The organism is Streptomyces sp. NPDC002076 (genome assembly GCF_053593835.1).
In genome coordinates this window covers 172,914-198,315 of record NZ_JBSFDI010000015.1, presented here as the reverse complement: position 1 = coordinate 198,315, position 25,402 = coordinate 172,914, and the positions used below count along the sequence as shown (strand labels likewise).

General features: G+C 73.4%; 21 protein-coding genes and 3 pseudogenes. 10 read left to right on the top strand and 14 right to left on the bottom strand.

Going from position 1 to position 25,402, the window contains the following annotated elements; genetic code table 11:
• Positions 1–34 precede the first annotated feature (34 nt).
• Positions 35–1,285 carry a M14 family zinc carboxypeptidase gene (locus ACWCQS_RS29490; protein ID WP_451007298.1) on the top strand — a complete coding sequence of 417 codons (1,251 nt, stop codon included), beginning with the start codon at positions 35–37 and terminating at the stop codon, positions 1,283–1,285.
• A 34-nt stretch (positions 1,286–1,319) separates the two neighbouring features.
• Here the strand turns inward: ACWCQS_RS29490 and ACWCQS_RS29485 are convergent, their stop codons facing one another.
• Together ACWCQS_RS29485 and ACWCQS_RS29480 are read right to left on the bottom strand one after the other, a co-directional pair.
• On the bottom strand, positions 1,320–1,733 hold the full coding sequence (locus tag ACWCQS_RS29485; protein ID WP_451007260.1) for an SSI family serine proteinase inhibitor: 414 nt from the start codon (positions 1,731–1,733) through the stop codon (positions 1,320–1,322).
• 110 nt (positions 1,734–1,843) lie between these two features.
• Positions 1,844–2,395, bottom strand: coding sequence for an FHA domain-containing protein (locus tag ACWCQS_RS29480; protein ID WP_451007259.1), 552 nt, complete (start codon positions 2,393–2,395; stop codon positions 1,844–1,846).
• A gap of 191 nt (positions 2,396–2,586) precedes the next feature.
• Here ACWCQS_RS29480 and treZ point away from each other — a divergent pair, with 191 nt between their 5' ends.
• Positions 2,587–4,332: a malto-oligosyltrehalose trehalohydrolase gene (treZ, locus tag ACWCQS_RS29475; protein WP_451007258.1), complete on the top strand. Its 1,746-nt coding sequence runs from the start codon at positions 2,587–2,589 to the stop codon at positions 4,330–4,332.
• A gap of 78 nt (positions 4,333–4,410) precedes the next feature.
• Here treZ and ACWCQS_RS29470 read toward each other — a convergent pair whose 3' ends face one another.
• The 5 genes and pseudogenes from ACWCQS_RS29470 to ACWCQS_RS29450 form a co-directional block, all read right to left on the bottom strand.
• Positions 4,411–5,346 (bottom strand): aminoglycoside phosphotransferase family protein, encoded by a 936-nt coding sequence (locus tag ACWCQS_RS29470; RefSeq protein WP_451007257.1) that lies wholly within the window; start codon positions 5,344–5,346, stop codon positions 4,411–4,413.
• 65 nt (positions 5,347–5,411) lie between these two features.
• Entirely contained in the window at positions 5,412–6,539 is a 1,128-nt protein-coding gene (locus ACWCQS_RS29465) for an aminopeptidase P family protein (RefSeq protein WP_451007256.1), read from the bottom strand.
• A 254-nt stretch (positions 6,540–6,793) separates the two neighbouring features.
• Positions 6,794–7,378, bottom strand: coding sequence for a PDZ domain-containing protein (locus ACWCQS_RS29460; RefSeq protein WP_451007255.1), 585 nt, complete (start codon positions 7,376–7,378; stop codon positions 6,794–6,796).
• A 158-nt stretch (positions 7,379–7,536) separates the two neighbouring features.
• Positions 7,537–8,184, bottom strand: a pseudogene (locus ACWCQS_RS29455) (LysR substrate-binding domain-containing protein); the annotation flags it as partial.
• Positions 8,185–8,296: 112 nt separating this feature from the next.
• A pseudogene (locus ACWCQS_RS29450) lies at positions 8,297–9,433 on the bottom strand (multicopper oxidase domain-containing protein); the annotation flags it as partial.
• Positions 9,434–9,461: 28 nt separating this feature from the next.
• On the opposite strand from ACWCQS_RS29450, the gene ACWCQS_RS29445 reads away from it, so the two are divergent.
• Positions 9,462–10,979: a hypothetical protein gene (locus tag ACWCQS_RS29445; RefSeq protein ID WP_451007254.1), complete on the top strand. Its 1,518-nt coding sequence runs from the start codon at positions 9,462–9,464 to the stop codon at positions 10,977–10,979.
• A 32-nt stretch (positions 10,980–11,011) separates the two neighbouring features.
• Here the strand turns inward: ACWCQS_RS29445 and cyc2 are convergent, their stop codons facing one another.
• Positions 11,012–13,174, bottom strand: coding sequence for a germacradienol/geosmin synthase Cyc2 (gene cyc2 / locus ACWCQS_RS29440; protein ID WP_451007253.1), 2,163 nt, complete (start codon positions 13,172–13,174; stop codon positions 11,012–11,014).
• 317 nt (positions 13,175–13,491) lie between these two features.
• A complete protein-coding gene (locus tag ACWCQS_RS29435) occupies positions 13,492–13,782 on the bottom strand; it encodes a hypothetical protein (protein ID WP_451007297.1) in 291 nt (96 codons plus the stop codon).
• A 245-nt stretch (positions 13,783–14,027) separates the two neighbouring features.
• Between ACWCQS_RS29435 and ACWCQS_RS29430 the strand changes: the two genes are divergently transcribed.
• Entirely contained in the window at positions 14,028–14,882 is an 855-nt protein-coding gene (locus ACWCQS_RS29430) for an alpha/beta fold hydrolase (RefSeq protein WP_451007252.1), read from the top strand.
• Positions 14,879–16,141: a cytochrome P450 gene (locus ACWCQS_RS29425; protein WP_451007251.1), complete on the top strand. Its 1,263-nt coding sequence runs from the start codon at positions 14,879–14,881 to the stop codon at positions 16,139–16,141. Before ACWCQS_RS29430 ends, ACWCQS_RS29425 begins: the two co-directional genes overlap by 4 nt.
• On the opposite strand, the gene ACWCQS_RS29420 is transcribed toward ACWCQS_RS29425, so the two are convergent.
• Positions 16,134–17,324 (bottom strand): damage-control phosphatase ARMT1 family protein, encoded by a 1,191-nt coding sequence (locus tag ACWCQS_RS29420; protein WP_451007250.1) that lies wholly within the window; start codon positions 17,322–17,324, stop codon positions 16,134–16,136. The two genes, ACWCQS_RS29425 and ACWCQS_RS29420, sit on opposite strands and share 8 nt — an antisense overlap.
• A 22-nt stretch (positions 17,325–17,346) precedes the next feature.
• Positions 17,347–17,994, bottom strand: coding sequence for a ScbR family autoregulator-binding transcription factor (locus tag ACWCQS_RS29415; RefSeq protein WP_450986427.1), 648 nt, complete (start codon positions 17,992–17,994; stop codon positions 17,347–17,349).
• A 434-nt stretch (positions 17,995–18,428) separates the two neighbouring features.
• Between ACWCQS_RS29415 and ACWCQS_RS29410 the strand changes: the two genes are divergently transcribed.
• A complete protein-coding gene (locus tag ACWCQS_RS29410) occupies positions 18,429–19,235 on the top strand; it encodes a lytic polysaccharide monooxygenase auxiliary activity family 9 protein (RefSeq protein ID WP_451007249.1) in 807 nt (268 codons plus the stop codon).
• Positions 19,236–19,265: 30 nt separating this feature from the next.
• Here ACWCQS_RS29410 and ACWCQS_RS29405 read toward each other — a convergent pair whose 3' ends face one another.
• Positions 19,266–19,919, bottom strand: coding sequence for a Tat pathway signal sequence domain protein (locus tag ACWCQS_RS29405; protein ID WP_451007248.1), 654 nt, complete (start codon positions 19,917–19,919; stop codon positions 19,266–19,268).
• Between the two features lie 592 nt (positions 19,920–20,511).
• Between ACWCQS_RS29405 and ACWCQS_RS29400 the strand changes: the two genes are divergently transcribed.
• Both ACWCQS_RS29400 and ACWCQS_RS29395 read left to right on the top strand, forming a co-directional pair.
• Complete coding sequence (locus tag ACWCQS_RS29400) at positions 20,512–21,243, top strand: DUF6230 family protein (protein ID WP_451007247.1); 732 nt, start codon at positions 20,512–20,514, stop codon at positions 21,241–21,243.
• Positions 21,244–21,248: 5 nt separating this feature from the next.
• Entirely contained in the window at positions 21,249–21,710 is a 462-nt protein-coding gene (locus ACWCQS_RS29395) for a DUF6114 domain-containing protein (protein ID WP_451007246.1), read from the top strand.
• A 257-nt stretch (positions 21,711–21,967) separates the two neighbouring features.
• On the opposite strand, the pseudogene ACWCQS_RS29390 reads toward ACWCQS_RS29395, so the two are convergent.
• Positions 21,968–22,153: pseudogene (locus ACWCQS_RS29390) on the bottom strand (transcriptional regulator); the annotation flags it as partial.
• Between the two features lie 177 nt (positions 22,154–22,330).
• Here ACWCQS_RS29390 and ACWCQS_RS29385 point away from each other — a divergent pair.
• Positions 22,331–22,786, top strand: coding sequence for a tellurite resistance TerB family protein (locus tag ACWCQS_RS29385; RefSeq protein ID WP_451007245.1), 456 nt, complete (start codon positions 22,331–22,333; stop codon positions 22,784–22,786).
• A gap of 29 nt (positions 22,787–22,815) precedes the next feature.
• Positions 22,816–23,808, top strand: coding sequence for an Lrp/AsnC family transcriptional regulator (locus tag ACWCQS_RS29380; RefSeq protein WP_451007244.1), 993 nt, complete (start codon positions 22,816–22,818; stop codon positions 23,806–23,808).
• Positions 23,809–23,897: 89 nt separating this feature from the next.
• Here ACWCQS_RS29380 and ACWCQS_RS29375 read toward each other — a convergent pair whose 3' ends face one another.
• A complete protein-coding gene (locus ACWCQS_RS29375) occupies positions 23,898–25,289 on the bottom strand; it encodes an MFS transporter (protein ID WP_451007243.1) in 1,392 nt (463 codons plus the stop codon).
• Positions 25,290–25,402 lie beyond the last annotated feature (113 nt).

Sequence of the window (25,402 nt, the reverse complement as noted above, 5' to 3'; positions counted from 1 at the left end):
CTTGGAGGGCGAAGCCGGGCGGAACAAGTCGGGGGTGAGTCTTCTGCCGGAGCTGCGCTACCCCAGCGTTCCCGAACTGATCGCCTCCGCGAAGGCGTTGGCCGCTCAGGAACCCGGGCTGTGCTCGCTCAGGCGGGTGGGCGTCTCGCGCGGGGGAAGACCCCTGCACCTGCTGTCGGTGGGGCACGCCCGGCGGGCGGTGCTGGTGGTCGCCGGCGCCCACGCCAACGAGCCGACCGGGGGCTCCACCCTGCGGGTGCTGGCCGAACGCGTACTGGCCGAGCGTGAGTTGCGGACGGACACGTCCTGGCACTTCCTGCTGTGCGCGGATCCGGACGGCGCGAGCCTGCACGTGACGCCGGCGCCGCGCAGCCTGCTCGACTACCACCTCGGCTTCTACCGGCCGACGGGCGCCGAGCAGCCGGAGTGGTCGCCGTCCGTGCTGCCGCCGGACCGGCTGCCGCCCGAGACCCGGGCGCTGACCGGGGTGATCGACGAGCTGCGGCCCTACCTGCAGGTGACCCTGCACGGCACGGACCTGGGTGGCAGCTGGGTGCAGCTGACCAGGGACGTTCCGGGGCTCGCGGAGCCGTTCGCCAAGTCCGCGGCGCAGCTGCACATCCCGGTGGAGACCGGCGCCTCGGACGCCGCCGGCTGGCCGGCCTCCGGCCCCGGGGTGCATGTCATGCCCGGCCCGGAGACGGGCGTGGCCTATCCGAGCATGCCGGACGACGCCCGGCACAGCACCTGGTACCACGCGCACCGCTACGGCGGTCTGACGGCCGTGGTGGAGGTGCCGATGTGGGCGAGCGACCTGGTGGACGATCCGGCGCCGCACCCGGCTCCGGCGGCGGCGATGCGGCGCCTGGCGCAGCGGCTGCTGCGGGACTCGCTGGAGGTGGAGCGGATCCTCGCCGAGGCGCTGCCCCGCCTCGACGGCGCGGACGGCCCGCTGCTGCGGGCGGCGCGCTGGGCGCTGGAGCTGATCCCGGGTCTGGCCGAGGACTGGATCCACACCCCGCCGGCCGCCACGACGATGGCGTACGTCGGCAGTGTGGACGCCTTCGGGCGGCGGCTGCCGCTGCGCGCGGCGGCGATGCTGCTGCGGGTGCTGCGGGAGACGGACGACCTGGCGGCGCCGCGGCTGGAGCAGCTCGTCGCCGACTGGTGCGACGCCTTCGCGGCCCGTTTCCGGGCCCGCTGGGTGCCGTTGGAGCATCAGGTGGAGCACCAGTCCCGGACGGTGCTGGTGGCGGCGCAGCAGGCCCGGGAGCGGGCGGTGTGAGCCGGCCGGCCCCCACCGCACACCTGATCGGCGGTCAGCCGTCCAGGTCGAACACCGCACCGGTCCGCGCTTTCATGACGCACGTGTTGGCGTACATCTCCTGGAAGTGGACCGGCCGGCCGTTCCAGCGGCCGCTCGCGTGGGCGGTCACCGGGGCGTAGATCATCGGGCAGAAGACGTTCTTGGGCGGGATGCGGCCGATGTCCCCGTCGGCGGCGGCGAGTTCGGCGCAGGCCTCGGCCGCGTGCGGGTGGCCCAGGGGCGGATCGCACAGCAGCAGCGTGCCCCAGACGCCGCCCGAACTCGCCGCACCCTTGGTGACGGTGAGGTAGAGCCAGTTGCCGGGGAGGAGATCGCGGGACGCCGCGTGGGCCGGGCCCGCGGCGAGGAGCCCGGCGGCCGCCAGCAGGACGCCGCCCGCCGCTGTCGCTCTGGTGAAGTACGTCATGCACCCTTGCATCGGCACGCCGACGCGCGTTCCCCAGCCCGGCTCACCCGATCGGGACCGCACGCGCGCGTGCCGGGAGCATCCGTTCGAAGGGGACCGGCCGGCGCCGCTCAGCTCGCGGCGAGCCGGAACGCCATCCTGCCGAAGGCGACCTGGTCGCCCTCGCTGACGACGACCGCGCCGATCACCCGGCGGCCGTTGACGGTGGTGCCGTTGGTGGAGCCGAGGTCCCTGAGGACCCACACGCCGCCCTGCCGGCTGAGCTCGGCGTGCACGCGGGAGACGGTGTCGTGGTTCAGGCGCAGCCCGTTGGCCGGGTCGCGGCCGATGCGCAGCGGATGGGTGCGCTCCGGGTGCGGCAGCAGCAGCTTGGGCAGCCGCTCGGCCTGCCAGGCCCGGCGCAGCCGTACGGTGAATCCGGAGACGGCCTCCACGGTGCCGAGGACCGCGCGGGAGAGGCGGTTCTCCCGGGGCAGGTCGGCGACGAGGGCGGCCAGTTCATCGGCGCGGCGGGCGGCCAGCGCCAGCTCCATGCGGCGCACGAACGTGTCGTGCGAGAGCCGGCCCATGGCGACGCCGTCACGCAGCACCTGCAGCGCCTTGTCGCGCTCCGCGTCGGACAGCCGCGCGGGGTACGTGGAGAACTCGAAGGACGACGTCACGCAGGTGATTGTCGGGCAGTGAACCCCCGGTGTCCAGAAAACGGGGAATCGACGCCGATCTGCGGGTACTTCCGCGACACCCACCGGGAAAGGACGGATTGGAAGGCGGATTGATCGTCCCGGCGGGCACGATGGGAGCGCGGGACATCACGGTGAGCAGGCGAGACATCACAGACGAAGGGGAACCGTCCGTGCAGTTCGAGGTGTGGGCACCGCAGGCAGACCGAGTGACGCTCCATTGCGAGGGCGGCACGCGCGCGTTGGCGCGCGATCCCGAGCGAGCGGGCTGGTGGACGGGGGAGGCGGAGGCCGGGGACGGCGCCCGGTACGGCTTCGCGCTGGACGACGGCCCCGTCCGGCCCGACCCGCGCTCGCGCCGCCAGCCGGACGGACCCGACGGGCTGAGCGCGGTCGTGGACCACGGGCGCCACGCGTGGCGCACCGAGTGGGCGGGGCGGGGCCTGCCGGGTGCCGTGCTGTACGAGATGCACGTGGGCACGTACACCGCGGAGGGCACCCTGGACGCGGCGGCGGCCCGGCTGGAACACCTGGTGGAACTGGGGGTCACCCACGTACAGTTGCTGCCGGTGTGTCCGTTCCCCGGGCGGCACGGCTGGGGTTACGAGGGGGTGTCGCCGTGGGCGGTGCACGAGCCGTACGGCGGCCCGGAGGCGCTGAAACGGTTCGTGGACCGGGCGCACGAACTCGGCCTGGGTGTCGTGCTGGACGTCGTGCACAACCACTTGGGGCCGTCCGGGAACCATCTGCCGCTCTTCGGGCCGTACTTCACCGACGCGCACCACACGCCGTGGGGCTCGGCGGTGAATCTGGACGGGCCCGGCTCGGACGAGGTGCGCGCGTTCTTCGTCGGCAGCGCGCTGGCGTGGCTGCGGGACTACCGGATCGACGGGCTGCGGCTGGACGCGGTGCACGCGCTGTACGACACGCGCGCGTGCCACTTCCTGGAGGAGCTGTCGACGGCCGTGGACGCTCTCGCCGAGGAGCTGGGCCGGCCGCTGTTCCTGATCGCCGAGTCGGACCTGAACGACCCGCGGGTCATCACCCCGCGCGCGGAGCACGGCCTCGGGCTGCACGCCCAGTGGAACGACGACTTCCACCACGCGCTGCACACCGCGCTGACCGGTGAGTCGCAGGGCTACTACGCGGACTTCGCGCACGCCCCGTTCGCCGCGCTCGCCAAGACGCTCACCGGTGGCTACTTCCACGACGGCACGTACTCCACCTTCCGCGGCCGGCACCACGGCCGGCCGCTGGACCGCGCGCGGGTGGCCGGGCACCGGCTGCTCGGCTACAGCCAGACCCACGACCAGGTCGGCAACCGCGCCCAGGGCGACCGGCTGTCCGCCCGTCTCTCCCCCGGTCTGCTGGCCTGCGCGGCGACGCTGACGCTGACCTCGCCGTTCACGCCGATGCTGTTCATGGGCGAGGAATGGGCGGCGGGCACGCCCTGGCAGTTCTTCACCGACCACACGGACCCGGAGCTGGCCGAGGCGGTACGGCGGGGCCGACGGCGGGAGTTCGCGGCGCACGGCTGGGCCGAGGAGGACGTACCGGACCCGCAGGACCCGGCGACCCGCGAGCGGTCCTGCCTGGACTGGTCGGAACCGGAACGCGAGCCCCACGCGCGCGTACTCGCCTGGTACCGCCGGCTGATCGCCCTCCGGCACGAGCAGCCGGACCTCACCGACCCGGATCTGGCCGACACGAAGGTGGCGTACGACGAGGACGCCCACTGGCTGGCCTTCCGGCGCGGTGACGTACGGGTGGTGGTGAACCTGGGCAAGGCCCCGGCGGCGATCCCGCTGGGCACCCGCCCCGCGGTGGTCCTGGCGGCCTGGGAGCCGGTGGAGCTTCCGGGCCCGGACGGGCTGCTCCAGGTGCCCGGGGAGTCGTGCGTGGTGCTGGCGCAGCCCTGAGCGGGGCGGTGTCCGGTCGCGACCCCCGCCGCGCGGGCGCCCCCGTTGTGCGCCCCGCGGCGGGCCGGAGCCGGTGCGCTACGGCTCCGGCTCGTCCTCCTTGAAGTCCGACAACCGCTCCAGGAGGATCGGCTCCCACGCACGCCGCAGCTGGGTCCGCAGCAGCGCCGGGGAACCGCCCGCGCGGCCTTCCAGGTGGTCGGTGAGGTGGATGACGGCGTCGCATCGGGCGAGCCACAGGCCGCGCAGGCAGGGGCGGGCGCCGTAGCCGGCGAGGGTGGCGGCGCGGACGGCGGCCGGGGAGCCGACGGCGAGGGCCAGGCCGGCGATGTCCTCGGCGGGGTCGCCCAGGACCGCCCGGGTCCAGTCCAGGATGCCGCGCACCCGCCCGTCGGCGCTGACCACCACGTGCTCGCCGGTCAGAGCGTGGTGGGTGAGGACTGAGGTGCCGGGCTGCGTGGCGAGCTGGGCCGCGCCGGGCGGGGTCAGCTGGTGCATCCGGGCGGTGTCGAACTCGTCGGCGGCGGCGAGCCGTTCGGCCGTGTGCACGGCCATGCGGCGCAACGCCTCCAGGGAGCGCGGGGCGGTGCGCGGCACGCCGAGCGCCTCGGCCTGTCGTGCGGGCACCGCGCGCAGCCCGGTGAGCAGCCCGGCGAGGTCGGCCTCGCCGACGGCGGAGACGTCGTGCTCGTCGGCGGTGCCGCCGGGCACCTTGGTGTCCAGGGTGTAGGCGAGGCCGGGCGCCCAGTCGCCGTGCGCGACGCTGGTGGGGACGGCGACGGGCAGGTGCGGCCGGAGCAGGTCGCGCAGGCGCAGTTCCCGGCGGCGCCGTACCGAGGCCTCGCGGTCGGGGGCGAGGCGCAGCACATGGCGGGTGCCGACCCACCAGGTGTACGCACGGCCCTCCGTCACGGGCCGCACATCGGGGCCCGTGGTGTCGTCGCCGCCCTCCTTGAGCAGCGAACGGACCAGTCTGCGGACGGTGTCCGCGGTGGGTGTCGGTGCCTGGGTCATGGGTCGCGCGTCGCCGTTCCTGAATGTCCGTCGAGGGTGTGTCTCCGGGGTCGCTCAGTGGTCTCTCAGTCCACTATGACCAGGTCGCGCGTGGTGTTGTTGAGGCGGCGGCCGCCGTCCTCCGTCACCGTGACGATGTCCTCGATGCGTACCCCGAAGCGGCCGGGCAGGTAGATGCCGGGCTCGACGGAGAAGCACATCCCGGGCACGAGGGGCTGTTCCTCGCCCTCGATCATGTAGGGCGGCTCGTGCGTGGTGACGCCGATGCCGTGCCCGGTGCGGTGGATGAAGTACTCGCCGTACCCGGCGTCGGTGATCACCGCGCGGGCGGCGCGGTCGACGTCCTGGCAGGCCGCCCCGGGCCGTACGGCCTGGTAGCCCGCCTCCTGGGCCTCGCGCACGATGTCGTGCACCCGGCGCTCCTCCTCGGTGGGCTCGCCCACATGGACCGTACGGGTGGTGTCGGAGCCGTAGCCGTCCTTCAGGCCGCCGAAGTCCAGGACGACCATGTCGCCGCGCCGGATGACGCGGTCGCCGACCTCGTGGTGCGGGTTGGCACCGTTGGGGCCGGAGCCGACGATGGTGAAGTCGACCTGCTCGTGGCCGAAGCGGCGCAGCAGGCCGGCGAGGTCGTGGCCGACGTCGGACTCGCGGCGGCCGGCGAAGGGAACTTTGCGGATCTCCTCGAACGTTGCATCGGCAGCCGCTCCGGCGGCGGCGAGGAGTTCCAGTTCCGCGGCGTCCTTGACGGCGCGCAGCATGGGGAGGGCGTCGGTGAGAGAGGCGTAGGAGGTGTCCGGAAGGGCCCGCTGGAGGCCCAGCAGGTGCATGGCCCAGGTGTTGTCGCTGATGCCGAACCGGCCGTGGCCGTCGAGGAGGGCGGCGGTGACGGCGTAGGGGTCCTTGCCGTCGGTCCAGTCGCGCAGGGTGAGCGCGGACGCGCCGGTCGCGTGCTCGGCGTCGGGGGCCTCCAGGGTCGGCACCACGAGCACGGGGTCCTGGCCGGGGGTGAGGACCAGCACGGTGAGCCGTTCGGTGACGGCGGTGGGCGTGTAGCCGGTGAGCCAGACCATGTCCGGTCCCGGTGCCACGAGCAGCCCCGCGAGACCGGCGTCGGCCGCGGAGCGCGCGGCACACTCCATGCGGGCCCTGTAGTCGGCGGCGGTGAAGAGCGCGGGCGTACTACCGGTCATCCGGGCCTCCGGGCGGGTGGGGATACGGGCGACGGCGTCTCGGGCAGCATCCTGCCCGGCCGGACAGGGTCACGCGAGCCGATCGCCGGTGCTCCCCGCAGGGCGCGGTCGGCTCGGAAGGGACTCGGCATGGGGCCATCATGGCGCGCGGGGCGCACGGTGACCAGCGGGTTTCCCGGGGTGACCGAGAGGTGGTGGGGCGGCGGCCGCGCCGGCCCGCCGAAGTGTCATGAGACGGGCCCGCGCCGGTCCGCTCAGGTCGCCATGCCCGGTACGACCGTCAACTGCTGGTAGGCCCCGCCGCTGTGACGCACGGTGAGGAGCACCTGCTTCCCGGGGCGGGCCTGGGCGACGGCCCGGGCGAGGTCGGCGGCGGTGTCCACGCGCGCGGAGCCGAACTGCAGCAGCACGTCCCCGCGGACCAGGCCGGCCGCATAGCCGGGGCCCGGCACATGCACGCCCACGACCAGCGCGCCCGCCTTCTCGGCGTCGACGACCTCCACGCCCAGGGTCGCCCCGGTCGCGGCGGCAGGGGCGGGGTTCGGGGTGGCGGCGGGGGCGGCGGGGACGGTGGACATGCCCCTGGCCGTGGATGCGCTCGGCGGGGCCTGGCGTTGCAGCTCGGCGAGCCTGCTCATCCCGATCACCGTGGCGCCGACGGTGCCCATGCCGACGCCGGACAGCACCAGCAGGGTGCCGGTGCACAGGACGAACAGCAGGGTCCGCAGCCGCCGTCCGCGCCGTGGCACGGCGTGCGGGCGGTGGGGCGGGCCGGTGGTGCCGCCCTCCCGTGGGTCCTGACCGGGCATCGGCTTGGGACGCAACGCAGTCTGTTCCATGGTTCGCTCGCCTCCGGCTGTGCTCTACCCGGAGTGCCGGGCCGCGACGAGACACGAACGAGTGAGAATGGCCGGAGCGTGGCGGAGGGTAGCCATGGCCGAAGAGGCGGGCGCCAGGGGAGCGCCCAGACCACCACAGCCTCCGCGCGACGGGGTGATCACGCCGCTCCGACCAGCCTGCGCACCACCTCCTGTGCCGCTGCTCCGGGACTCCCGCCGTGGACGAGTTCCGTGCGGTGGACGACCTGGGGCGCGGTGAGCGGGACGGCGACCGCGCCGGGTACGGCGGTGGCGGTCGGCCGGGGCAGCAGGACGAGGCCGTGTCCCGCGGCCGCGAAGGCGGTGAGGGCGCGCAGGTCGGTGCCCTCGTAGCGCAGGGCGGAGCGGAACGCGCGGCCGCCGGTCGCGGCGCGCAGCTGGTCGAGCGGGAGGGCGGCGTCGGGCGCGTCGAGCCAGCGGGCGTCGGCGAGGTCGTCGAGGCGCAGGCCGGCCCGCGCGGCGAGGGGGTGGCGGGCGGGCAGCAGGACGCTCACGGGTTCCTCGGCGAGGCCGTGTGTGGTCAGCGGCGCCACGTCGGGCAGGCGCAGCGGGTCGCTGGGTGCGGCGAGCCCGTCGACGAGGCCGAGATCGGCGGTTCCGGTGGCGACGGCGGCCGGGATTTCCTCGCGGGTGACGACACGCAGGGTGACGCCGGCCGGCGGGAGGGCCGCGAGGACACCGGCGCCGAGCGCGGTCGGGGTGGTGACGAGGGTCAGGCCCCGCTGGGGTGCGGCGGCCATGCGGACGATGTCGGCGCGGGCCGCGCCCGCACCCGATGATCCGGGCCCTGGCGCAAGCCGCGGTCGGCCACGCGGTGTCCGGGTTCGCCCGGCCGGCGTGACCCGCTCCACGAGAAGGTCCGCCGAGGCCGGAGCGGTCTCAGCCCGGGTGCGCCTGCCCATGGCCGCCGTGTGCGCCGCCGTGGTCGAACTTCAGGGCTTCGGGCGGCATGACGACGAAGGGCCGCATCATGCCCATGTCCTCGTGCTCCAGCAGATGGCAGTGGTACATGAACCGGCCGTACGCCCCGTCGAAGCGGCCCATCACCCGCAGCATCTGGCTGCCCGGCACCCGGAAGACGTCCTTGTTGCCCCGCTCGTTGGGGGCGAGCGGGATCGCCCGGCCGGCGTCGTACCGGATCGGCGTGCGGGTGCCGCCGACGGCCGGGTCGAAGCCCGAGACGTCGTAGGCGTCCCGGCCGAGCAGCTGGAAGTCGGCCAGGTGGATGTGCATGGGGTGGACGATGGGTGCGAGGTTGAGGAAGCTCCACTGCTCGTAGCCGCCCTCGGCGATGGTGAAGCCTAGGCCGTCGTTGAACGTCCGGGAGGTGCGCCGGTAGGTCTTCGTGCTGCCGTCGGGCCCGGTGACCTGCACTATGCCGTCGGCCGGTAGCTGCAGCCCGCTCGGATCGTCGACCTCGGTCAGCTCCCAGATCTCCGGGTGGCCGCCGGCTCCCTTGGTGGCGGGCGGGGTGAGCAGGACCAGACGGTGGCCGTGCGGGAGGTCGTGGGTGAGGCGGCGGAAGGAGCCGGAGAGCACCGCGGGCAGTTCGAAGGCGTCCTCCTCGCTCGTCTCGCGGACCCGGAACTCCAGGACGTCCGGGTGGCGCACGTCGCCGGCCGGATCGGGCACACCCGCCGGCTGGTTGCGGCCCTTGTTCACCAGCCGCAGGGTGCGGCCCGCGAGGGTACGGAAGTCGACCAGCAGGTCGAAGCGCTCGGCCGGCGCGGCGGTCAGCGTGGGCAGGTCACCGTCGAAGTCGATCGGCACCGGGCGCGGCAGCAGCCCGCCGTCGCTCCCGATCTGGTGCACGACGCCCGGCACCGGGTTACCGTCCTCGTCGATCAGCACGAGCTCGAAGATGCGCGCGTTCGAGGCGTTGACCAGCCGGAAGCGGTACCAGGCGGCGTCCACCTCGGCGTACGGCCAGATGCGGCCGTTGACCGTGGTGTACGGGCCGGTGAACGGGATGGAGACCGGCTTTCCGGTCTCCGGGTTGCTCTGCTGGACGATCATGTCAGTGGGCGCTGTTACGTTCTGTGACATGACCGATCACGCCCTGCGGCTGCTGCGGCAGCACCCGCGCCTCGCCGAACTGGCCGCGTTCCCCTTCGGGTTCGACCTGGACCGGGCCGAAGTCGGCCATGTCGAACCGGTCCGCCTGGCCTCGGGCGGCCCGCTGGAGGTGGTCGCGGGTGACGACTCCGGCGGCACGTACTTCCTGTGCGCGGACGGGTCGATGCTGTACGCCGACTCGGAGGGGGGAGCCGGGATCATCGGGGCGAGCGCGGAGGAGGCGCTGGAGATCATGATCGGCCTGCCGGGCTGGCGGGACTGTGTGGACCTGTCCCCGGCGGACGGCGAGGAGGCGATCCTCGCGTACGTGGCCGGGACGGAGGACGAGATCCGCGAGTGCCACGGCATCGACGCCGAGCGCGTCGAACTGCGCGCCGCGCTCGGTCTGCCGGAGCGTTCCCCGGTGGAGCTGGTCGGCATGCTGCACGCGGCCCTGCTGCGCACCGAGCCGGACCATGTGCTGCTCAACGCCGAGGAGGGGATGGCCTACCGGCTGCTGGCGGACCACCCCCGGCCGCCGTTGTGGGAGCGGGTGCTGGCCGAGGGCCGCGCCGGGCTCGCCCGGCTGCGCGCCGGGGACACGGCCGTGGCCGACGATCCGCTGCGGCGCCGACTGGTGCTGCGGGCCGCGCAGTTCGACCGTGCGGAAGGCGACCTGCCCGTGCTCCGGCTGCTGCTGCGCCGGGAGGCGGAGTCGTCGATGAGCGACGGACTGCGGCTCGCGGCCGTCCTGGTGGGCCTGCACGGGGACCCCGCGGACCTGCCGCTGCTGCACGGGGTGCGCGAGACGGACTACGACACCTGGTGCGGTCTCGGCGGCATACCGGACCCGGACGCCGACGGGGCCGAACTGCGCCGGTGGGCGCAGGGCCTGGACGACTCCCTGTTCGGCACCGACCCGTCCGACGAGCCGGAGTCGACCTGGACCGACCTGGCCGCGGCGCAGGGGCTCACCGAGCTCGCCCGGGTCACCCTGATCCGGCGGCTGGACGCCGTCGTCATGAACCAGAGCCTGTTGCGGCGGCCCGGTGCCCCCGCCGCGATCGACCCCTCCCCACTCGGTGCCCTGGCCCACGACTTCGAGGACCTGGGCGACCTGGAACAGGCGCTGCGGGCCCGGCGGCTGTACGCCGCGCTGCGGGAGTCCGCCTGGGACCGGGTGTCGGCCCTGCTGGACCAGGCGCGGCTGGAGCGCGAGACGGGCCGGCTCGTCCCCGCCGCGCGGACTCTGGCCGGGCTGCGGGACATCCTCTTCGCACCGGGCGACGACTCGCTCGGGTACTGGCGGGAGGTGAACCTCGGCCGGTTCGTCGCCGAGGAGCACTATGCGCTGGCCCGCGCCCTGGCCGACGCGGATCTCCGTCAGGAGGCCCGCGCGGTCCTGGCGGGCGGCGAGGCGATACGCGGCGAACTGCGCGGGGCGGCCCGCACAGCGCTGGACAAGGCCGCCGGGGAGCCGGCCGAGCGGCTCGGCGAGTCCGGCTGACGAGCGGCGCGGTCAGCCGGTGAGCGGCGCGGTCAGCCGGCGAGCTGGACGGGCGGCGCCGGGGCCCGGTCGGGCAGGAAGCCGTGTGAGCGGCGACCCAGCCACTCGGCCTTGTAGCGGTCCACGTTCCGGTGCCAGTTCAGGATGCCGGCCATCCAGTTCTGCAGGTCGAGGACATAGCCGTCCATGGCGGCCCGGGCCGCCTCCGAGAGCTGGAAGTCGTCGTGGAGCACGGGCAGTTCGTGCTCCACGACATGCTCGAACTGCTGCATGCGCTGGGTCGTCAGGTCGTGTACGACCCGGAGGGCGGCCGGGTGGTCGACGCCGAAGAAGTTCTGCACCACCAGGACGGAGTTGTGGATCTCGCCCTCGAACTCGATCTCCTTCTGGTACGAGAAGATGTCGTTGAGCAGACAGGCGTAGTCGATGGCGGCGTTCTCCAGGGAGCGGACCGGGCCGCTGCGGTACACCTCCGGCGGGACGGCGGGGCCGTGACCCCTGCGGCACAGGCTCAGGGTGAGGTCGGAGCCGAAGGTGGCGCGCCGCATCTCCAGGTAGTCGACCGGGTCGGGGATGCGGTTCTGCAGCTGGTTGGACAGCTCCCACACCCAGCTCTCGGTCATCGTGTCCACGGTGGCCTTCAGGGTGCGCCGCTGGTCGGCGGTCATGCCGGCCGTCGTCCGCGCCCACAGGTCGGTCAGCCCCCGCTCCATCGCGTCGGCCGGGACCAGGGCCGGCTCGCCCTCGACGGGCATGCACCGCGACAGCCGGGTCGTGGTCAGCCGGGCGGCGGCGAGGTCCCGGCGGTGGCCGTAGACCAGCGGGTAGTAGTCGTCACCGTAGGTTCCCCAGGCGAGCCACTGGGCGCTGAGGTCGAGCGCCTCGGGCGTGGCGTCCGGGTCGAGGCCGGCGGAGCACAGTGCGAGGTCGTAGGCGGCGAGTTTGTCCTCGTCCCAGACGCCCTCCTCCAGGATGCCCATGCGGTGCGACCAGCCCACGAGGTTGCGGCGCGCGTCGTCGAGGTGGGGGCTCAGTCCGAGCCGGTAGGGCATGTGGAACTCGGGCAGGATGGACGGGCCGACCTTCTGGTACGGCAGGTGGGTGTAGGCGCGCAGGCGTTCCTGCGCGGCAGCGGCGAGGAGTGCGCCGACGTCGGCGGCCGAGACGCCGGGGCCGCTCGGCAGTTGCCAGGGCGAGCCGGGCCGCGCTCCCTTGTTCATGTAGCGGCTGGAGCGCATGTGCCATTCGTGGCCGCCGGACTGCCAGTCCTGCAGTCCCTTGGTGTACGCGGCGACCGCGGCGACCTGGTCCGGGGTGAGACCCTTCTCCACCGCCACGGCCGGGACTTCGGTGAGCGCGGTGTGCTCGAACTGGTGCAGGCGTGAGGTGAGGATGTCGTTGACGGTCTCGGCGGCTTCCTGGGTCGTACAGCCGAAGAAGGTCTCCAGCACCAGCACGCCGTTGCTGTTCTCGCCCTCGTCCTCGACCTCGCGCTGGTAGGAGAACAGGTCGTTGCGCAGGTGGACGGCGTCGGAGAACGTCTCCATGAGGACCCGCAGCGGCCGGGTGCCGGCGACGGCGGCGGGCACCTCGGCGGTCGCGTACTCCACGAGCCCGGCCGACCAGGGGGCGCCGCCCACCTTGCGGCGCATCTCGATGTACTCGACGGGGTTGGCGATCCGCCCCTCGTTGATGTTCGACAGCTCCCACATCGACTCGTTGAGCAGATGCTCGGTGGCCACGCAGAAGCGGCGGCGCCAGTCCACGGACATCGACGGCACCGTGCGCGCCCACAGGTCCTTCAGCCCCGCCTCGACGGGATTCTCCGGCTCCGGCACGGGGGTCGCCGGGTCGAGCGGCATGAACAGCGGCAGGCGGTCCAGGTGGGCCTTTCCGGCGGCGCGGTCGGGGGTGCGCTTGTACATGTCGAGGAAGTGGTCGTCGAAGAAGAACACCCACACGTACCAGTCGGTGATCAGCGAGAGAGCGGGGCCGTCGCAGTCGGGGTGGGTGTAGGCGCACAGGAGTCCGTAGTCGTGCGCCTCCAGGTCGGCCTGCTCCCAGATCCCGGAGCCTTCCAGCATGCCCATCTCGCGCGCCCACCCGGTCGCGTGGGCGCGGGCCTCGTCGAGGTGCGGGTTGAGCCGCGCGGGGTACGGCATGTAGAAGTGCGGGAGTTCGAACGGCTGCGTCATGGCCGGGGCCCTACCCGCGGTCTCCGACGCCCATCCGCCGTGCGGGACATGATCACACCATCGCGTGAACCGCCCCTGAACCGGGGAACTCCCGCCGCCTGCCGTGGGCTTTACGGGCGGGCGGCAGAAGTTCCGCGACGGTTCAGGCCGCCATGCACCCCGCCGCCTCCCGCACACGCTCCGCGCTCGCGCGCGTGCCGCCCAGGGGCCGCCCCGGCAGATCCCCCGGCCGGCGGAAACCCCGGGGGCAGCAGAAACGCCCCGGCGGTCGACGGGACGGCCCCGGGCTCCCGCTCCGTCTCCCCGGGCCAGTTCCGTCAACCGCCCCTGAGCCGACCCGAGTTGCTCGGTGTCGACCCGCGCGCGGTGCCGGGCGGCGCCGTGCCGCAGGGTGCGGTGCAGGGCCGCGTCGCTCCGGCCGCCGATCCACACGGGCGGGCCGCCGGGGCGCGGGGCAGTACGCCGAGCCGTGGCGCGCCGTCCTCGCCCCGCCACAACCGCGGTAAGGCCATGGGCGGTTCGTCGGTACGGCGGCCCCGCCCGGCGAGGGGGACGCCGACCGTGTCGAACTCCGCGCGGTCCCAGCCGGTGCCGACACCGAGGACCAGGCGGCCGTTGGGAGGGCCGGGCGAGGGTGGCGGCCTGGCGGGCGAGGACGACCGGGTCGTGCAGCGCCGCCACCAGGACGCTGGTGACCAGCCGGATCCTCCGGGTCGCGCCGGCCACCGCGGAGAGCAGGACCAGCGGGGCCGGGGTCACCCCGACGTCTCCGGTCCCGGCAACACCGCCGGCCCCGCCCCTGTGCCACCTCCGGACCCTTGCCGAGCCGCCGCGGACGGGCCACGGTAGGCGCATGACCTCCTTTGTGCTGCCCCATGAGGTGCACGGCGACGGCGCCCACAAGGTGTTCGCCGTGCACGGCTGGTTCGCCGACCGCTCCGCCTACGCCGCCGTCCTGCCGGATCTCGACCGCACTGCCTTCAGTTACGCGCTGGTCGACCTGCGCGGTTACGGCGAGGCCCGGCACGCGGCGGGCGCGTACACGACGGCCGAGGCGGCCGGGGACCTGGTGGAGCTGGCCGACCGGCTGGGCTGGGACCGGTTCTCGGTGATCGGGCACTCCATGGGCGGCGCGGTGGCACAGCGCCTTGCGGCCACGGTCCCGGACCGGCTGCGCCGGATGGTGGGCGTCTCGCCGGTGCCGGCCTCGGGGGTGCCGCTGGCCGACGGGCAGGAGGCGCTGTTCACGGACGCCGCGCACAAGCCGGAGAACCGGCGCGCGATCCTCGACTTCACCACCGGGGGCCGGCGTCCCGCCGCCTGGCTGGACCGGATGGTCGCCCGCTCGCTGGAGCGCAGCGACGCGAAGGCGTTCCGGGCCTGGCTGGACTCGTGGGCGGGCGAGGACTTCCACGCCGACGTGGCGGGCAGCGAGGTTCCCGCGCTCGCCGTGGCCGGGGAGCTGGATCCGGCCCTGTCGCCGGAGGTGATGCGGCGGACCTGGATGTCCTGGTATCCGCGTGCCGAGCTCGTGGCACTGCCGTTCGCCGGGCACTACGCCATGGACGAGGCCCCGCTGGACCTGATCCGCGTGGTCGAGGACTTCCTGCGCGCGGACGCCGAAAGCCCGGCGGCCGCCGAAGACCCGACGCCCGCCGTGGACCCGGCGGCCGCCGTGCCCCCCGCCGACGCGAGTGAGCCGGCGTGAGCGTGCGTGAGACCCGGCCGGTGCCCGACGTGTTCGACCCGCGGCGGTACGCCGTCGGTGTGCCGCACGACGACTACCGGCTGCTGCGCGACCGTCATCCGGTCGTCTGGCAGGAGGAGCCGGAGGTGCTGGGCTGGCCGGCCGGGCCGGGCTTCTGGGCGGTGACCCGGCACGCGGACGTCGTCCGGATGCTGAAGGACGCCACGACGTACTCCTCTCATCTCGGCGCGACCCAGATCCGCGACCCGGATCCGGAGGATCTGCCGTTCATCCGGCGCATGATGCTCAATCAGGATCCGCCGCAGCACGGCCGGTTGCGGCGGCTGGTGAGCCGGGCGTTCACCCCCGGCCGGGTCGACCGGTTCGCGGCCGTCGCCCGGGAGCGGGCGCGCATCCTGCTCGCCGCGGCGCTCGGGCAGGCGCGAGAAGGGGACGGCACGGTCGATCTGGTGGCCACCGTCACCGACGAGTACGCCCTGCTCAATCTGGCGGATCTGCTGGGTGTGCCGGAGAGCGACCGGCGTTTGCTGCTGCACTGGACGCAGCGGGTCATCGGTTACCAGGACCCGGACGAGGCCGGTCCGGCGGTGCTGGACGAGGCGGGCAAGCCGGTCAATCCCCGGTCCCCGGCGATGCTGAAGGACATGTTCGCCTACGCCGGACAGCTGGCCGCACACAAACGACGGAATCCTGCCGACGACATCATGACCACACTCGCCCAGGATCCCGAACTCGCCGACGGGGAGCTGGAGATGTTCTTCTTCCTGCTCACCGTCGCGGGCAACGACACCGTGCGCAGCGCGGCCCCCGGTGGACTGCTGGCACTGGCGGAACACCCGGAGGCGTACGCGGCGTTGCGCGCGGGCGACATCGAACTCGCCACCGCTGTGGAGGAGTTGCTGCGCTGGCATCCGCCGGTGCTGACCTTCCGCCGGACCGCCGCACGGGACACGGAACTCGCGGGTCGGCGGATCCGGGCCGGGGACAAGGTCGTGGTCTTCCACGCATCGGCCAACCGGGACGAGCGGGTCTTCATCGATCCGGCCCGGCTCGACCTCGCCCGCTCCCCCAACCCGCACGTGTCCTTCGGTGACGGCCCGCACGTCTGCCTGGGCGCCCACTTCGCACGGCTGCAACTGCGGCTGCTCCACGAGGAGGTGCTGCGCGTGCTCCCCGAGCCGCAGCTCGCCGCACCGGCCGGGCGTCTCGTCTCGAACTTCATCAACGGCATCAAGTCACTGCGGATGCAGGTCACTTGAGGTCGGTGCCGGACACCTGGATCAGCGCGTGCGTGCCGCTGGTGCGCCAGCGCCCGTCCTCGGCCGCCACCAGCGCGGCCTCGGTCGCCGTGGACAGGCCGGTGATCACGTCCGACTTCAGGGTGCGCAGTGCGGCGACCGGGCCGGGGAAGTAGGCGGTCGTCTCCTGGAAGGGCGTGGTCGGCGGCCAGAGCCGGTCGCCCACCAGACGCCGGTAGTTGAGGTCGCCCTTGAAGACGGTCAGCGTGGCCGCGGCGAACTCGGCGCGCAGGTCGTCCGGCATCTGCGAATACGGCAGCGGGGCGCAGGAGAAGGGGTGGGCGCGCACGGTGAGGCGGCCGTCGGCCATGGCCGACCAGAGCACGCGCGCGTACTCGGCGGCCGCGCCGGACGCGGCGCGCAGCCGGTGCAGCGCGTCGACGACGTCGGCGGTGGTGGCGTCGGAGACGTAGTACGGGTACGGCTTGACGTGCAGCACCGCCCGCGCGGCCCGGCCCTCGGCGAGGAGGTGGGCGAGCAGCAGCAGGTCCGGGACGAGTTCGCGGCCCGCGTTGTCCGCGACCAGGACGAGCGTGGCCACGTTGCCGGGCGGCAGCAGCGACCACAGGGCAGCGCTGTCGTCGGCGACCAGCGCGGGAGCCGGGTCCCGGGCCTCGGCGCCCTCGGCGGAGAGCCGGAAGCCGAGGTCGGCGCGGTTGCCCCACAGCGAGCCGTGCAGCAGGGCACGCGCCCGCTCTTCCTCCGGCAGGCCGGGCAGGGCGTCCAGTGCGGACAGTTCCCCGTCCGTCTCCGGCGCGTCGAGTTCGGCGCGCTTGAACGGGCGGAAGGGGTCGATGCCCTGCCAGGCGCCGGGGCCGAACCAGCCGACGGCGTCCAGCAGCCGACGGTAGAAGTAGCTCTCGGACCACAGCCACGGCACGTCGTACCAGGAGAGCCCGGCGCAGCCGGCCAGGCCCCACTCCTGCCACCGGTCCCGGTCCGGGGCGTCGGCGGGCAGCGGCTGGACCGTCCCCTCGGTGCAGCTCTTCAGCAGCTCGTCCAGCGCCCGGTGCTGATCGGGGCCATACGGGAAGGCGTCCCGTACCCGGCTGATGATCGCGGGGTGCCGCTCGGCCAGCACGCTGTGCGGGAACGAGCCGGGTTCGTTGCCGAGGATCACGGGTGCGAACGGGGTGGAGGGCATGTCCGTCACCGTATCGCGTGGGTCAGGCGGTTCTGATCTCCCGCTCCAGCTGCGTGGCGAGGGTGACGTAGCGGGGGCGGCGGTGGACCGGGACCAGGCCCCGGATCAGGAGGTGCCACATCTCGGCGACCCGGCGCGGAAGCCGTCCTACCGGTTCGAGCGAGCGGCCGGCGACCCGGGTGCCTACGAAGAAGGAGACCAGGGAGTGCGCGACGATGCCGATGTCGAGATCGCCGTGCACATCGGACTCCCGGACGGCCCCGTGGAACTTCCGGTTGGCGAACTCCAGCCATTCGGTGAACGGGTGCCGCAGGGGCGGCCGTACGGCGACGCCGGCGGTCGCGAGGCGGAGCGCGGCGCGCGGCACCGGGTCCTCCACGGCGAGTCGGGCGATCCCGAACGTGGTGCGCATCAGGCCTTCCAGCGAGGAGTAACCGCGGCTCTCGACCTCGGCGACAAGCGCTTTCGCGGCGCCCGCGTTGAGTTCGAGGATGGCGTGGGCGAGGTCCTCCTTGGCGGCGAAGTGGAAGTACAGCGCCCCCTTGGTGACCTTCGCGTGCGCGACGATGTCGCTCAGGCTCGTGGACTCGTAGCCCTGCCGGTCGAACAGATCGGCGGCGGCCGTGATGATCGTTGCCCGGGTCTGTTCGGCGCGTAACTGCCTCGCCATCCTTGGACCCCTCCTCGCGACTCGTACGAACGGGACATGCGGTTTGTTTTTGACCCCTTGCACACGATAACTCACCGTCCGGCAGCGGCAGTCCGGGGTGCGGGCCGGCACCAGGACACGTGTCATCGGCGGATCCGGCATCGGGCGGGCCCTCGGCGGTCCGTGAACGACGAGACCAGAACGGATCCCCCCTTCCTTGGCCGGCTGTCCTGGGCAGCCGCGCGGCGGCGGGTGCCGGACCCATGATCGCCACGATACGAGGACGACCGCCGGCTCCTCAACGGGGTCTCGAATCAGGCGCGAAACGTCCGTACCGGTCGGCGCTTTCACGCCCCCGGGCCATCGGTGCGCCGGTCCGGCTGAACACGGGGAACGCCTGCGCCGTACTGGACCGCGCAGACCCCGTTCCCGCGCCCGCCGAGGAGACATCCCGGATGACCGCCCGCACGAGCGTCACGGTGGCCGTCGCCGCGGCCCCGCTCCTGCTCCTGTCGTGGGCGGCGGGGTCCGCCCAGGCGCACGGGGCCCCCACGGATCCGGTCAGCCGGGTCTACGCCTGCTCCCCCGAGGGCGGCGACGCCGGCCGCTCGGCGGCCTGCCGGGCGGCGGTCGCGGCGAACGGCACTCCCTTCACCGCGTGGGACAACCTGCGCGTGGCCGGGGTGAACGGCCGTGACCGGCAGGTGATCCCGGACGGCAGACTGTGCAGCGGCAACCTTCCGGCGTACCGGGGCCTGGACCTGGCGCGGCGGGACTGGCCGGCGACGCGGCTGACGCCCGGCGGCAGACTGACGATGACGTACGCCTCGACGATCGCCCACACAGGCACGTTCCGGCTGTATCTGACCGAGCCCGGCTACGACCCGGCGAAACCGCTCACCTGGTCCGAGCTGCCGGAGCGGCCCTTCGCGCAGGTCACCGATCCACCGCTGCGCGACGGGGCGTACCACATCGCCGCGACACTGCCGAAGGACCGGACGGGGCGTCAGGTTCTGTACACCATATGGCAGAACAGCAGCACGCCGGACACCTACTACTCCTGTTCCGACGTGGTCTTCGCGGAGAAGGGGGCGGGGACGACGAAAACCGGACCTGCCGTCTCGGCAGGTCCGGCTTCCGCCGCGGGCGGGCAGGCCACCCGGGAGATGGGCCCCTCGGCGCCCGTGCTGGCGGGCGGCGCCGCCGCGGTGCTGGTGCTCACCGGGGGCGCCGCCCTCGCCGTACGGCTACGGCGTCACTGAACTCAGCGCTGGCGCAGTCCAGTTGACGGCTCAGTTGACGTACACCGGGGTGCCGCCGTCCGTCACGGGCGCGTACTTGGCGGTGAAGTAGCCGCTGGAGAAGCACAGCGACGAGCCGGAGGTCTTGGTGAACTGCTGGTTGGTGAAGCTGATGCTGTTGTCGGTGTTGTCGGCCTTCCCGGTCAGGGAGGGCGCCTGGTAGACGCAGGTGATGGAGCCCAGCAGGGTGCGCAGCTTGACCGTGGTCTGGATGATGGAGCCGCTCGCCGGCGAGACGGTGAGGGTGCCGTCGGAGGCTACCGTCGCCGTGTAGGGCAGGTTGTCGACGGTGATGCCGCTGACGCCGAGGACGCCGATGACGTTGCTCGTGCAGGAGCTGCTGTCGAAGGTGTGCCCGGTGACGGACTCGGTTGCCGTGCCGGGGGCGGTCGGGTTGCCCGTGACCGTGGCGGTGAACTGGGAGGTCTTGCAGGTGACGCCGCTGGTACCGGTCGCGCTGGAGTAGAGCGTGGCGGACGTTCCGGAGGCCAGCGGTGCGGTGAGGGTGTCGCCGGTCGCGACGGCGGTGCCGCCCGCGCTGCCGGTGGTGAGGACGGCGCTGCCGTCGGCGGAGGCGGGGGCGGCGACCGCGAGGGCGAGTGCGGTGGCGGTGCCGGCGAGGGCGAGAAGGGATCGCGTACGCATGCGGGTGCCTCTTTCCTGGGTGGGGTCCGGGTGAGGTGGGGATGGGGGGTGGCGGTGCCGCCGGCGCAGGGCCGTGCGCCTTCTCCGTACGCGACGGTCCGGCGACAGCGGCGGTCCGGACACCGGCCGAAGGCCCCGGGGGAAGGCCTTCGGCCGGGCCGGCAGGGGGCGGCCGGCACGGCCGGGGGAAGGGGCCGTGCGGTGCCGCACTGAGGTGAAACGGTTTCCTTCGGCCGCGATGAGCGGTCGGCGTGAGACGCCGGGAAACGCATCCGGTGCCGCTCGGCGGATCCGGCGCCACGGATCCGTGAAAACAGGGGAAGTTGTAGACCTGATCAACCATCAACGTCAAGCGCTGCAAGGGCAGTTGTAGGGTGCGATCGCAGCTCGGGCACATCCGACACTCTTTTTTCACATCTGCCTTGACCCTCCGGAGTAACCGGCGGTAACTTCCTCGCAGGCTACTGACGCGTAACGAGAAAGCCCTTGCTCCGCCGGGGTGCGAGGAGGCGTACGCGACAGTCGCTGTCCGCGCCAGGACACCGCGCCGCTGAAGCCCAACCCGCATTGATCCATGCCCATGGGAGCAGACATGGCCTCGTCCCCGGACGTCCCGTCCGTCGGAAACACCCCCGAGAACCCGGGAAACGGTTCACCCTCGGAAGCCTCCGGATCCTCCGCAGCCTCCGGATCCTCCGCAGCACCGCACGCGGCCGGGACCGCCGCCGGCGAGAGACGGGGCCGGGTCCGGGCCCGCCGGGCCGCGGTGATGGCCGTACCGGCCACCCTGATGGCCGCCGGTCTCGCGGTGCTCACCGCTCAGGGGGCGCTGGGCGTGCAGTTCGCGATCTCCGGCATGCCGTTCACGGTCACCGCGACGGAACTGAACGGAACCGGTTTCGAGCAGTTCGGCGCCCTCGACACCATGGCCGACGGCAGCCCGAACGCCGGGGACACCGGGGGCCAGGAGCTCGTGGTGACCTCCGCCATCAAGAACGCCACGCTCGACCATCTGTGCCAGAGCGTCGACCTCGGCGGCACCAACCTGCTGATCACGGCGGGCGCCGGCGCGGACAAGGTGCAGGCGAGCGATCTGACCACGGACTCCACGCACCTGTCCGGCGACGCCGCCTTCACCAACATCGAGATCGGCAACGACGCCAGCACGCTGACCGAGGCGGGCGTGAAGGGCCCGATCGGTGTGTTCAGCCAGCAGGCCGACACCGTGCACATCGCCAATCTGCGGCAGACCAACTACGCGACGACGGCCGGTGTGTTCAAGCTTCCCGGTCTCAAGCTCCGCTTCAGCGACTCGGGGTGCTGATCGCGGTGGCCGACCGTCCACGCCGGGGAGCGCGGGCCGCCTTCCGTGGCTGGCGGGCCCGCCGGCCGTTCTGGGGCGGGCTGCTGCTCGCGCTGGCCGGCGGCGAGATCCTGCTCACCGAGAAGGCCTCGCTGAAGGTCGTGATGCACATCGGCATGCAGGGGGTGGCCGGCTATCTGCTGCCGACGCTGATGGCGCTGCTGGGCCTGCTGATCCTCTTCAACCCGACGCAGCGGCTGTTCTACTCCATCACCGGGGTCCTGCTCTCCCTGGGCAGCTGGGTCACGTCCAACCTGGGCGGCTTCTTCATCGGCCTCCTGCTGGGCGTGACCGGCAGCTGCCTCGCCTTCGGCTGGCTCCCCGACCAGGAACCGCGCGTCAGCCGCCGTCGGCGCCGGAAGCAGGCCAAGGCGGCGGCGCATGCACCGGCCGCAGGGGCCGAGGGCGCGGAGGGCCTGCCCGCCTGACGAGCGGGAGACACCGGTCGACCACCCAGGCGGCAGACACCGGTCACCATCCAGGCGCCGTACCGCCCCACCCGCTCCGGCACCTGGCCCGCACTCACCGGGCCTCCTTCGCCTCGCTCTTGATGCCACGGTGAGGGCCAGGGCGTACAGCCCGAGGACCGCGGCGAGCAGCAGGTGGTACGGCGCGGGCAGGGCGGTCATGCCGAGCGCTGCGCCCGGCGGGCTGGGCGGTACGGCGAGTCCGACGGCGGCGAGGACTGGCTGACTGCGGGCAGCGCGCCGCCGACCCGCTCGGCGAGTCCGGTGACGTCGCTCTTCCCCTGGACCAGCGCCGAGACGATGTGCAGCCGGGCGGGCGAGGCGAGCAGTCCGAAGGCGGCGGCCGCCTCGGTGAGCACCTCGGCGGAGGGGTCCTGGTGGCCGGTGCCGGGCGCTGTCACCACTGACGCCTTCCCCTTCTTCCCCTGCGTCGTCCTGTGTTCGGTCCGTGTGCGGGGATTCAGTCCAGGTCGGCAGGAACTTCCCGGTGGTCCCAGGAGTTTCTACGGTGCTGTAGAAGCTGCGGCCGGTGCGCAGAGGGGGCACCCGTCCGTGGATCACGAGCGATACGAGGAGTGCGCATGGCCCTGTGGGACCGCGTCAAGGAGTCGGCGTCGCAGATGCAGACCCAGTTGGTGGCGAAGAAGAACGACCTGAAGAGCGGCGCGTTCCGCGATGCGAGCATGGCGATGTGCGCGCTCGTGGCCGCCGCCGACGGCACCGTGGACCCCTCGGAGCGGCAGCGGGTGGCCCAGCTCATCGCGACGAACGAGGTGTTGCAGAACTTCCCGGCGGACGACCTCAGGCGCCGCTTCGAGGAGAACCTGAGCAAGCTGACGACCGACTTCGCCTTCGGCAAGGTGAGCGTGTTGCAGGAGATCGCCAAGGCGAAGAAGAAGCCGGCCGAGGCGCGCGCCGTGATCCAGATCGGCATCGTGATCGGCGGCGCGGACGGCGACTTCGACAAGACCGAGCAGGCCGTGGTGCGCGAGGCGTGCTACACGCTGGACCTGCCGCCGCACGAGTTCGACCTCTGAGCCGGCCGGGAGCGCGCGAGGATGGGGGCATGCTCGACGATCTCGACCGTGCCCTCATCCACGCCCTGCATCTGGACGGCCGGGCGCCGTTCAGCAGGATCGCCGAGGTGCTCGGGGTCTCGGCGCAGACCGTGGCCCGCCGCTACCGGCGGCTGCGTACCGAGGCCGGGCTGCGCGTGGTGGGCCTCGCCGACCCGGACCGGGCGGGCCGCGCCCAGTGGCTGGTCCGGCTGACGGCGACGGCGCGCTCGGCGCAGGACATCGCCGGGGCGCTGGTGCGGCGGCCGGACACGTCGTGGGTGAAGCTGACTTCGGGGGGCACCGAGATCACGGCGGTGATCCACGCCCCGGCCGAGGACGCCTCCCCCGGCTCCCTCCTGCTGCACGACGTCCCGCGCACCGGCGGCATCACGGCCGTCTCCGCGCACTGCCTGCTGCACACCTACCTGGGCGGCCCCGCCAACTGGCGGCGCAGCGCCCAGGCCCTCGACGCGCAGCAGCAGGTGGCGCTGGAGTACCGGGAGAGCGCCGAGGGAGTACGGCAACCGGGCCCGGAGGACGCCGAGTTGCTCGCGGCGCTGGAGCGGGACGGGCGGGCCGGGCAGGGGGATCTGGCCCGCGCGACCGGCTGGTCACCGGCGACCGTGGCCCGGCGGCTGGCCGAACTGCGCGCGTCGGGCGCCCTGTTCTTCGACGTGGAGGTGGATGCCGGCCTCTTCGGCGTCCACACCCGGGCCCTGCTGTGGCTGTCGGTGCGCCCGGCGCACCTGGAGCGGGTCGCGCTCGCCCTGGCCGGCCACGACGAGCTGGCCTTCGTGGCCGCGACCACCGGCCGCACGAATCTGGTCGCCCAGGCGCTGTGCCGCGACCCGGCCGACCTGCACCGGTATCTCACCCGGCGGCTCGGGGCGCTTCGGGAGATCGACGCGCTGGAGACCAGCCCGGTGCTGCGCACCCTGAAGGCGGCGAGTCCGGTGCTGAAGGCCGGGTACCGGGTGGCGTCCACCCGGCGGGGTGGTTGAGGCCGTACGCGGCTGCGGGTGCGGGTGGGTTGCCCGCGCCCACGCGGCGGAGCCGCATATCGACACGGCCTCGTGCCCCTTCGGGGTGCCTAGGCTCCCTCCCCCGTCCCCACCCGCGCACTCGCCGCCCAGGCCACCCCCAGCAGTCCCGCCGCCACCCAGCACGCGCCCTGCGGTGCGCTCGGTCCGGTCCCCGCCAGGTACGCGCTGCCGAGGACCGCCACCCCCAGCGTGGCGCCCAGCTGCTGTACCGCGTTGAGCAGCCCGGCCGCCGAGCCGACCTCCTGGGGACGCAGGGGGCGCAGGGCGAGGGTGAAGAAGGCGGGCGTGAACAGGCCGGCGCCGAGGCCGACCAGGGCGAGGGCCGGCAGCAGCGCGACCGGGTAGTGCCCCGGCTCGGTCGTCCGGTACGCGGCCACGGCGGCGAGCAGTCCGGCCAGCAGCAGCCCGAGCCCGTACGGCATGACCCGCCGCCCGTGCCGCCGTACCAGCCGCGACCCCGCCCACCAGGAGGCGAGGGCGAGCCCGGCGGACCACGGCAGCAGACTCAGCCCGGAAGCCAACACGCCCGTGCCTGCGTCGAGTTGGAGCTGCAGGACGACCACGACGGTCAGCCCGTTGGTCACCGCGAAGAAGGCCGTGGAGATGACGAGGGCGGCCGGGAAACCGCGGTGGGTGAACAGGCTGGGCTCCAGCAGCGGACTGGCCGTACGCCGCTGTTGCAGGGCGAAGCCCCCGAGCACGAGCAGCCCGGCGCCGAGCAACAGCCAGTCGAAGGCGTGCAGTTGGCCAAGGTTGCCGCCGATCAGCGGGTATACCAGGAGCCCGGTGCCGAGGGCGGCCAGTGCGGTGCCGGGCCAGTCGAGGGACGGGCGGTGCGGGGCACGGTTCTCCGGCAGGTTGCGGGCGAGGGCCAGCACCACCGCGGCCACCGGGACGTTCACCAGGAACGCGGACCGCCAGGACGAGCCGAACAGGTCGGCGTGGGTCAGCACGCCGCCGACGACGGGTCCGCAGACCGCGGCAAGGCCCATCACCGGTCCGATGCTGCCCAGCGCCTTCGCCGTCTCCTCACCCGAGAACATCGCCTTGATCAGCCCGATGGTCTGCGGGATGATCAGCGCCGCCGCGGCACCCTGCACCGCCCGGAAGGCGATGAGCAGCCCGGGGGACGGCGCCAGCGCGCAGGCCATGGACGCCGCCGTGAACAGCGTGACGCCGAGGACGAACATACGGCGCCGGCCCGCGATGTCCCCGAGCCGCCCGCCGGTGACGAGCAGCACGGCGAACGGCAGGGTGTAGGCGGCGCCGAACCACTGGACGTCGGAGAGTGGCCCGCCCAGGTCGGTATGGACGGCGGGCGCGGCCACCTGGACGACGGTCGCGTCCAGCAGGTTCATCGCCTCGCCGAGGAGCAGGGCGGCCAAGGCGGGCCACCGCCTGCGGTACGGGGCGGCGACAGCCACGTGTGCTGTGGTCATGGGTGTTCAGCTGTTCCTCTCGCGCTCGGTGCGGGGGCCGGGACCGGCCCGGGGCCAGCGTGCGAGAGCGAGGGAGCGGGGCTCCAGCAGGAGCGGTGTGCATGCGGATTTCT

What these genes read in the sequence shown, in the direction of transcription:
- ACWCQS_RS29485 (WP_451007260.1), bottom strand. Translation starts at nt 1,733, where the DNA reads ATGACGTACTTCACCAGAGCGACAGCGGCGGGCGGCGTCCTGCTGGCG.
- ACWCQS_RS29470 (WP_451007257.1), bottom strand. Translation starts at nt 5,346, where the DNA reads ATGACCCAGGCACCGACACCCACCGCGGACACCGTCCGCAGACTGGTC.
- ACWCQS_RS29465 (WP_451007256.1), bottom strand. Translation starts at nt 6,539, where the DNA reads ATGACCGGTAGTACGCCCGCGCTCTTCACCGCCGCCGACTACAGGGCC.
- ACWCQS_RS29460 (WP_451007255.1), bottom strand. Translation starts at nt 7,378, where the DNA reads ATGGAACAGACTGCGTTGCGTCCCAAGCCGATGCCCGGTCAGGACCCA.
- ACWCQS_RS29445 (WP_451007254.1), top strand. Translation starts at nt 9,462, where the DNA reads ATGACCGATCACGCCCTGCGGCTGCTGCGGCAGCACCCGCGCCTCGCC.
- cyc2 (WP_451007253.1), bottom strand. Translation starts at nt 13,174, where the DNA reads ATGACGCAGCCGTTCGAACTCCCGCACTTCTACATGCCGTACCCCGCG.
- ACWCQS_RS29430 (WP_451007252.1), top strand. Translation starts at nt 14,028, where the DNA reads ATGACCTCCTTTGTGCTGCCCCATGAGGTGCACGGCGACGGCGCCCAC.
- ACWCQS_RS29420 (WP_451007250.1), bottom strand. Translation starts at nt 17,324, where the DNA reads ATGCCCTCCACCCCGTTCGCACCCGTGATCCTCGGCAACGAACCCGGC.
- ACWCQS_RS29415 (WP_450986427.1), bottom strand. Translation starts at nt 17,994, where the DNA reads ATGGCGAGGCAGTTACGCGCCGAACAGACCCGGGCAACGATCATCACG.
- ACWCQS_RS29410 (WP_451007249.1), top strand. Translation starts at nt 18,429, where the DNA reads ATGACCGCCCGCACGAGCGTCACGGTGGCCGTCGCCGCGGCCCCGCTC.
- ACWCQS_RS29405 (WP_451007248.1), bottom strand. Translation starts at nt 19,919, where the DNA reads ATGCGTACGCGATCCCTTCTCGCCCTCGCCGGCACCGCCACCGCACTC.
- ACWCQS_RS29400 (WP_451007247.1), top strand. Translation starts at nt 20,512, where the DNA reads ATGGCCTCGTCCCCGGACGTCCCGTCCGTCGGAAACACCCCCGAGAAC.
- ACWCQS_RS29385 (WP_451007245.1), top strand. Translation starts at nt 22,331, where the DNA reads ATGGCCCTGTGGGACCGCGTCAAGGAGTCGGCGTCGCAGATGCAGACC.
- ACWCQS_RS29380 (WP_451007244.1), top strand. Translation starts at nt 22,816, where the DNA reads ATGCTCGACGATCTCGACCGTGCCCTCATCCACGCCCTGCATCTGGAC.
- ACWCQS_RS29375 (WP_451007243.1), bottom strand. Translation starts at nt 25,289, where the DNA reads ATGACCACAGCACACGTGGCTGTCGCCGCCCCGTACCGCAGGCGGTGG.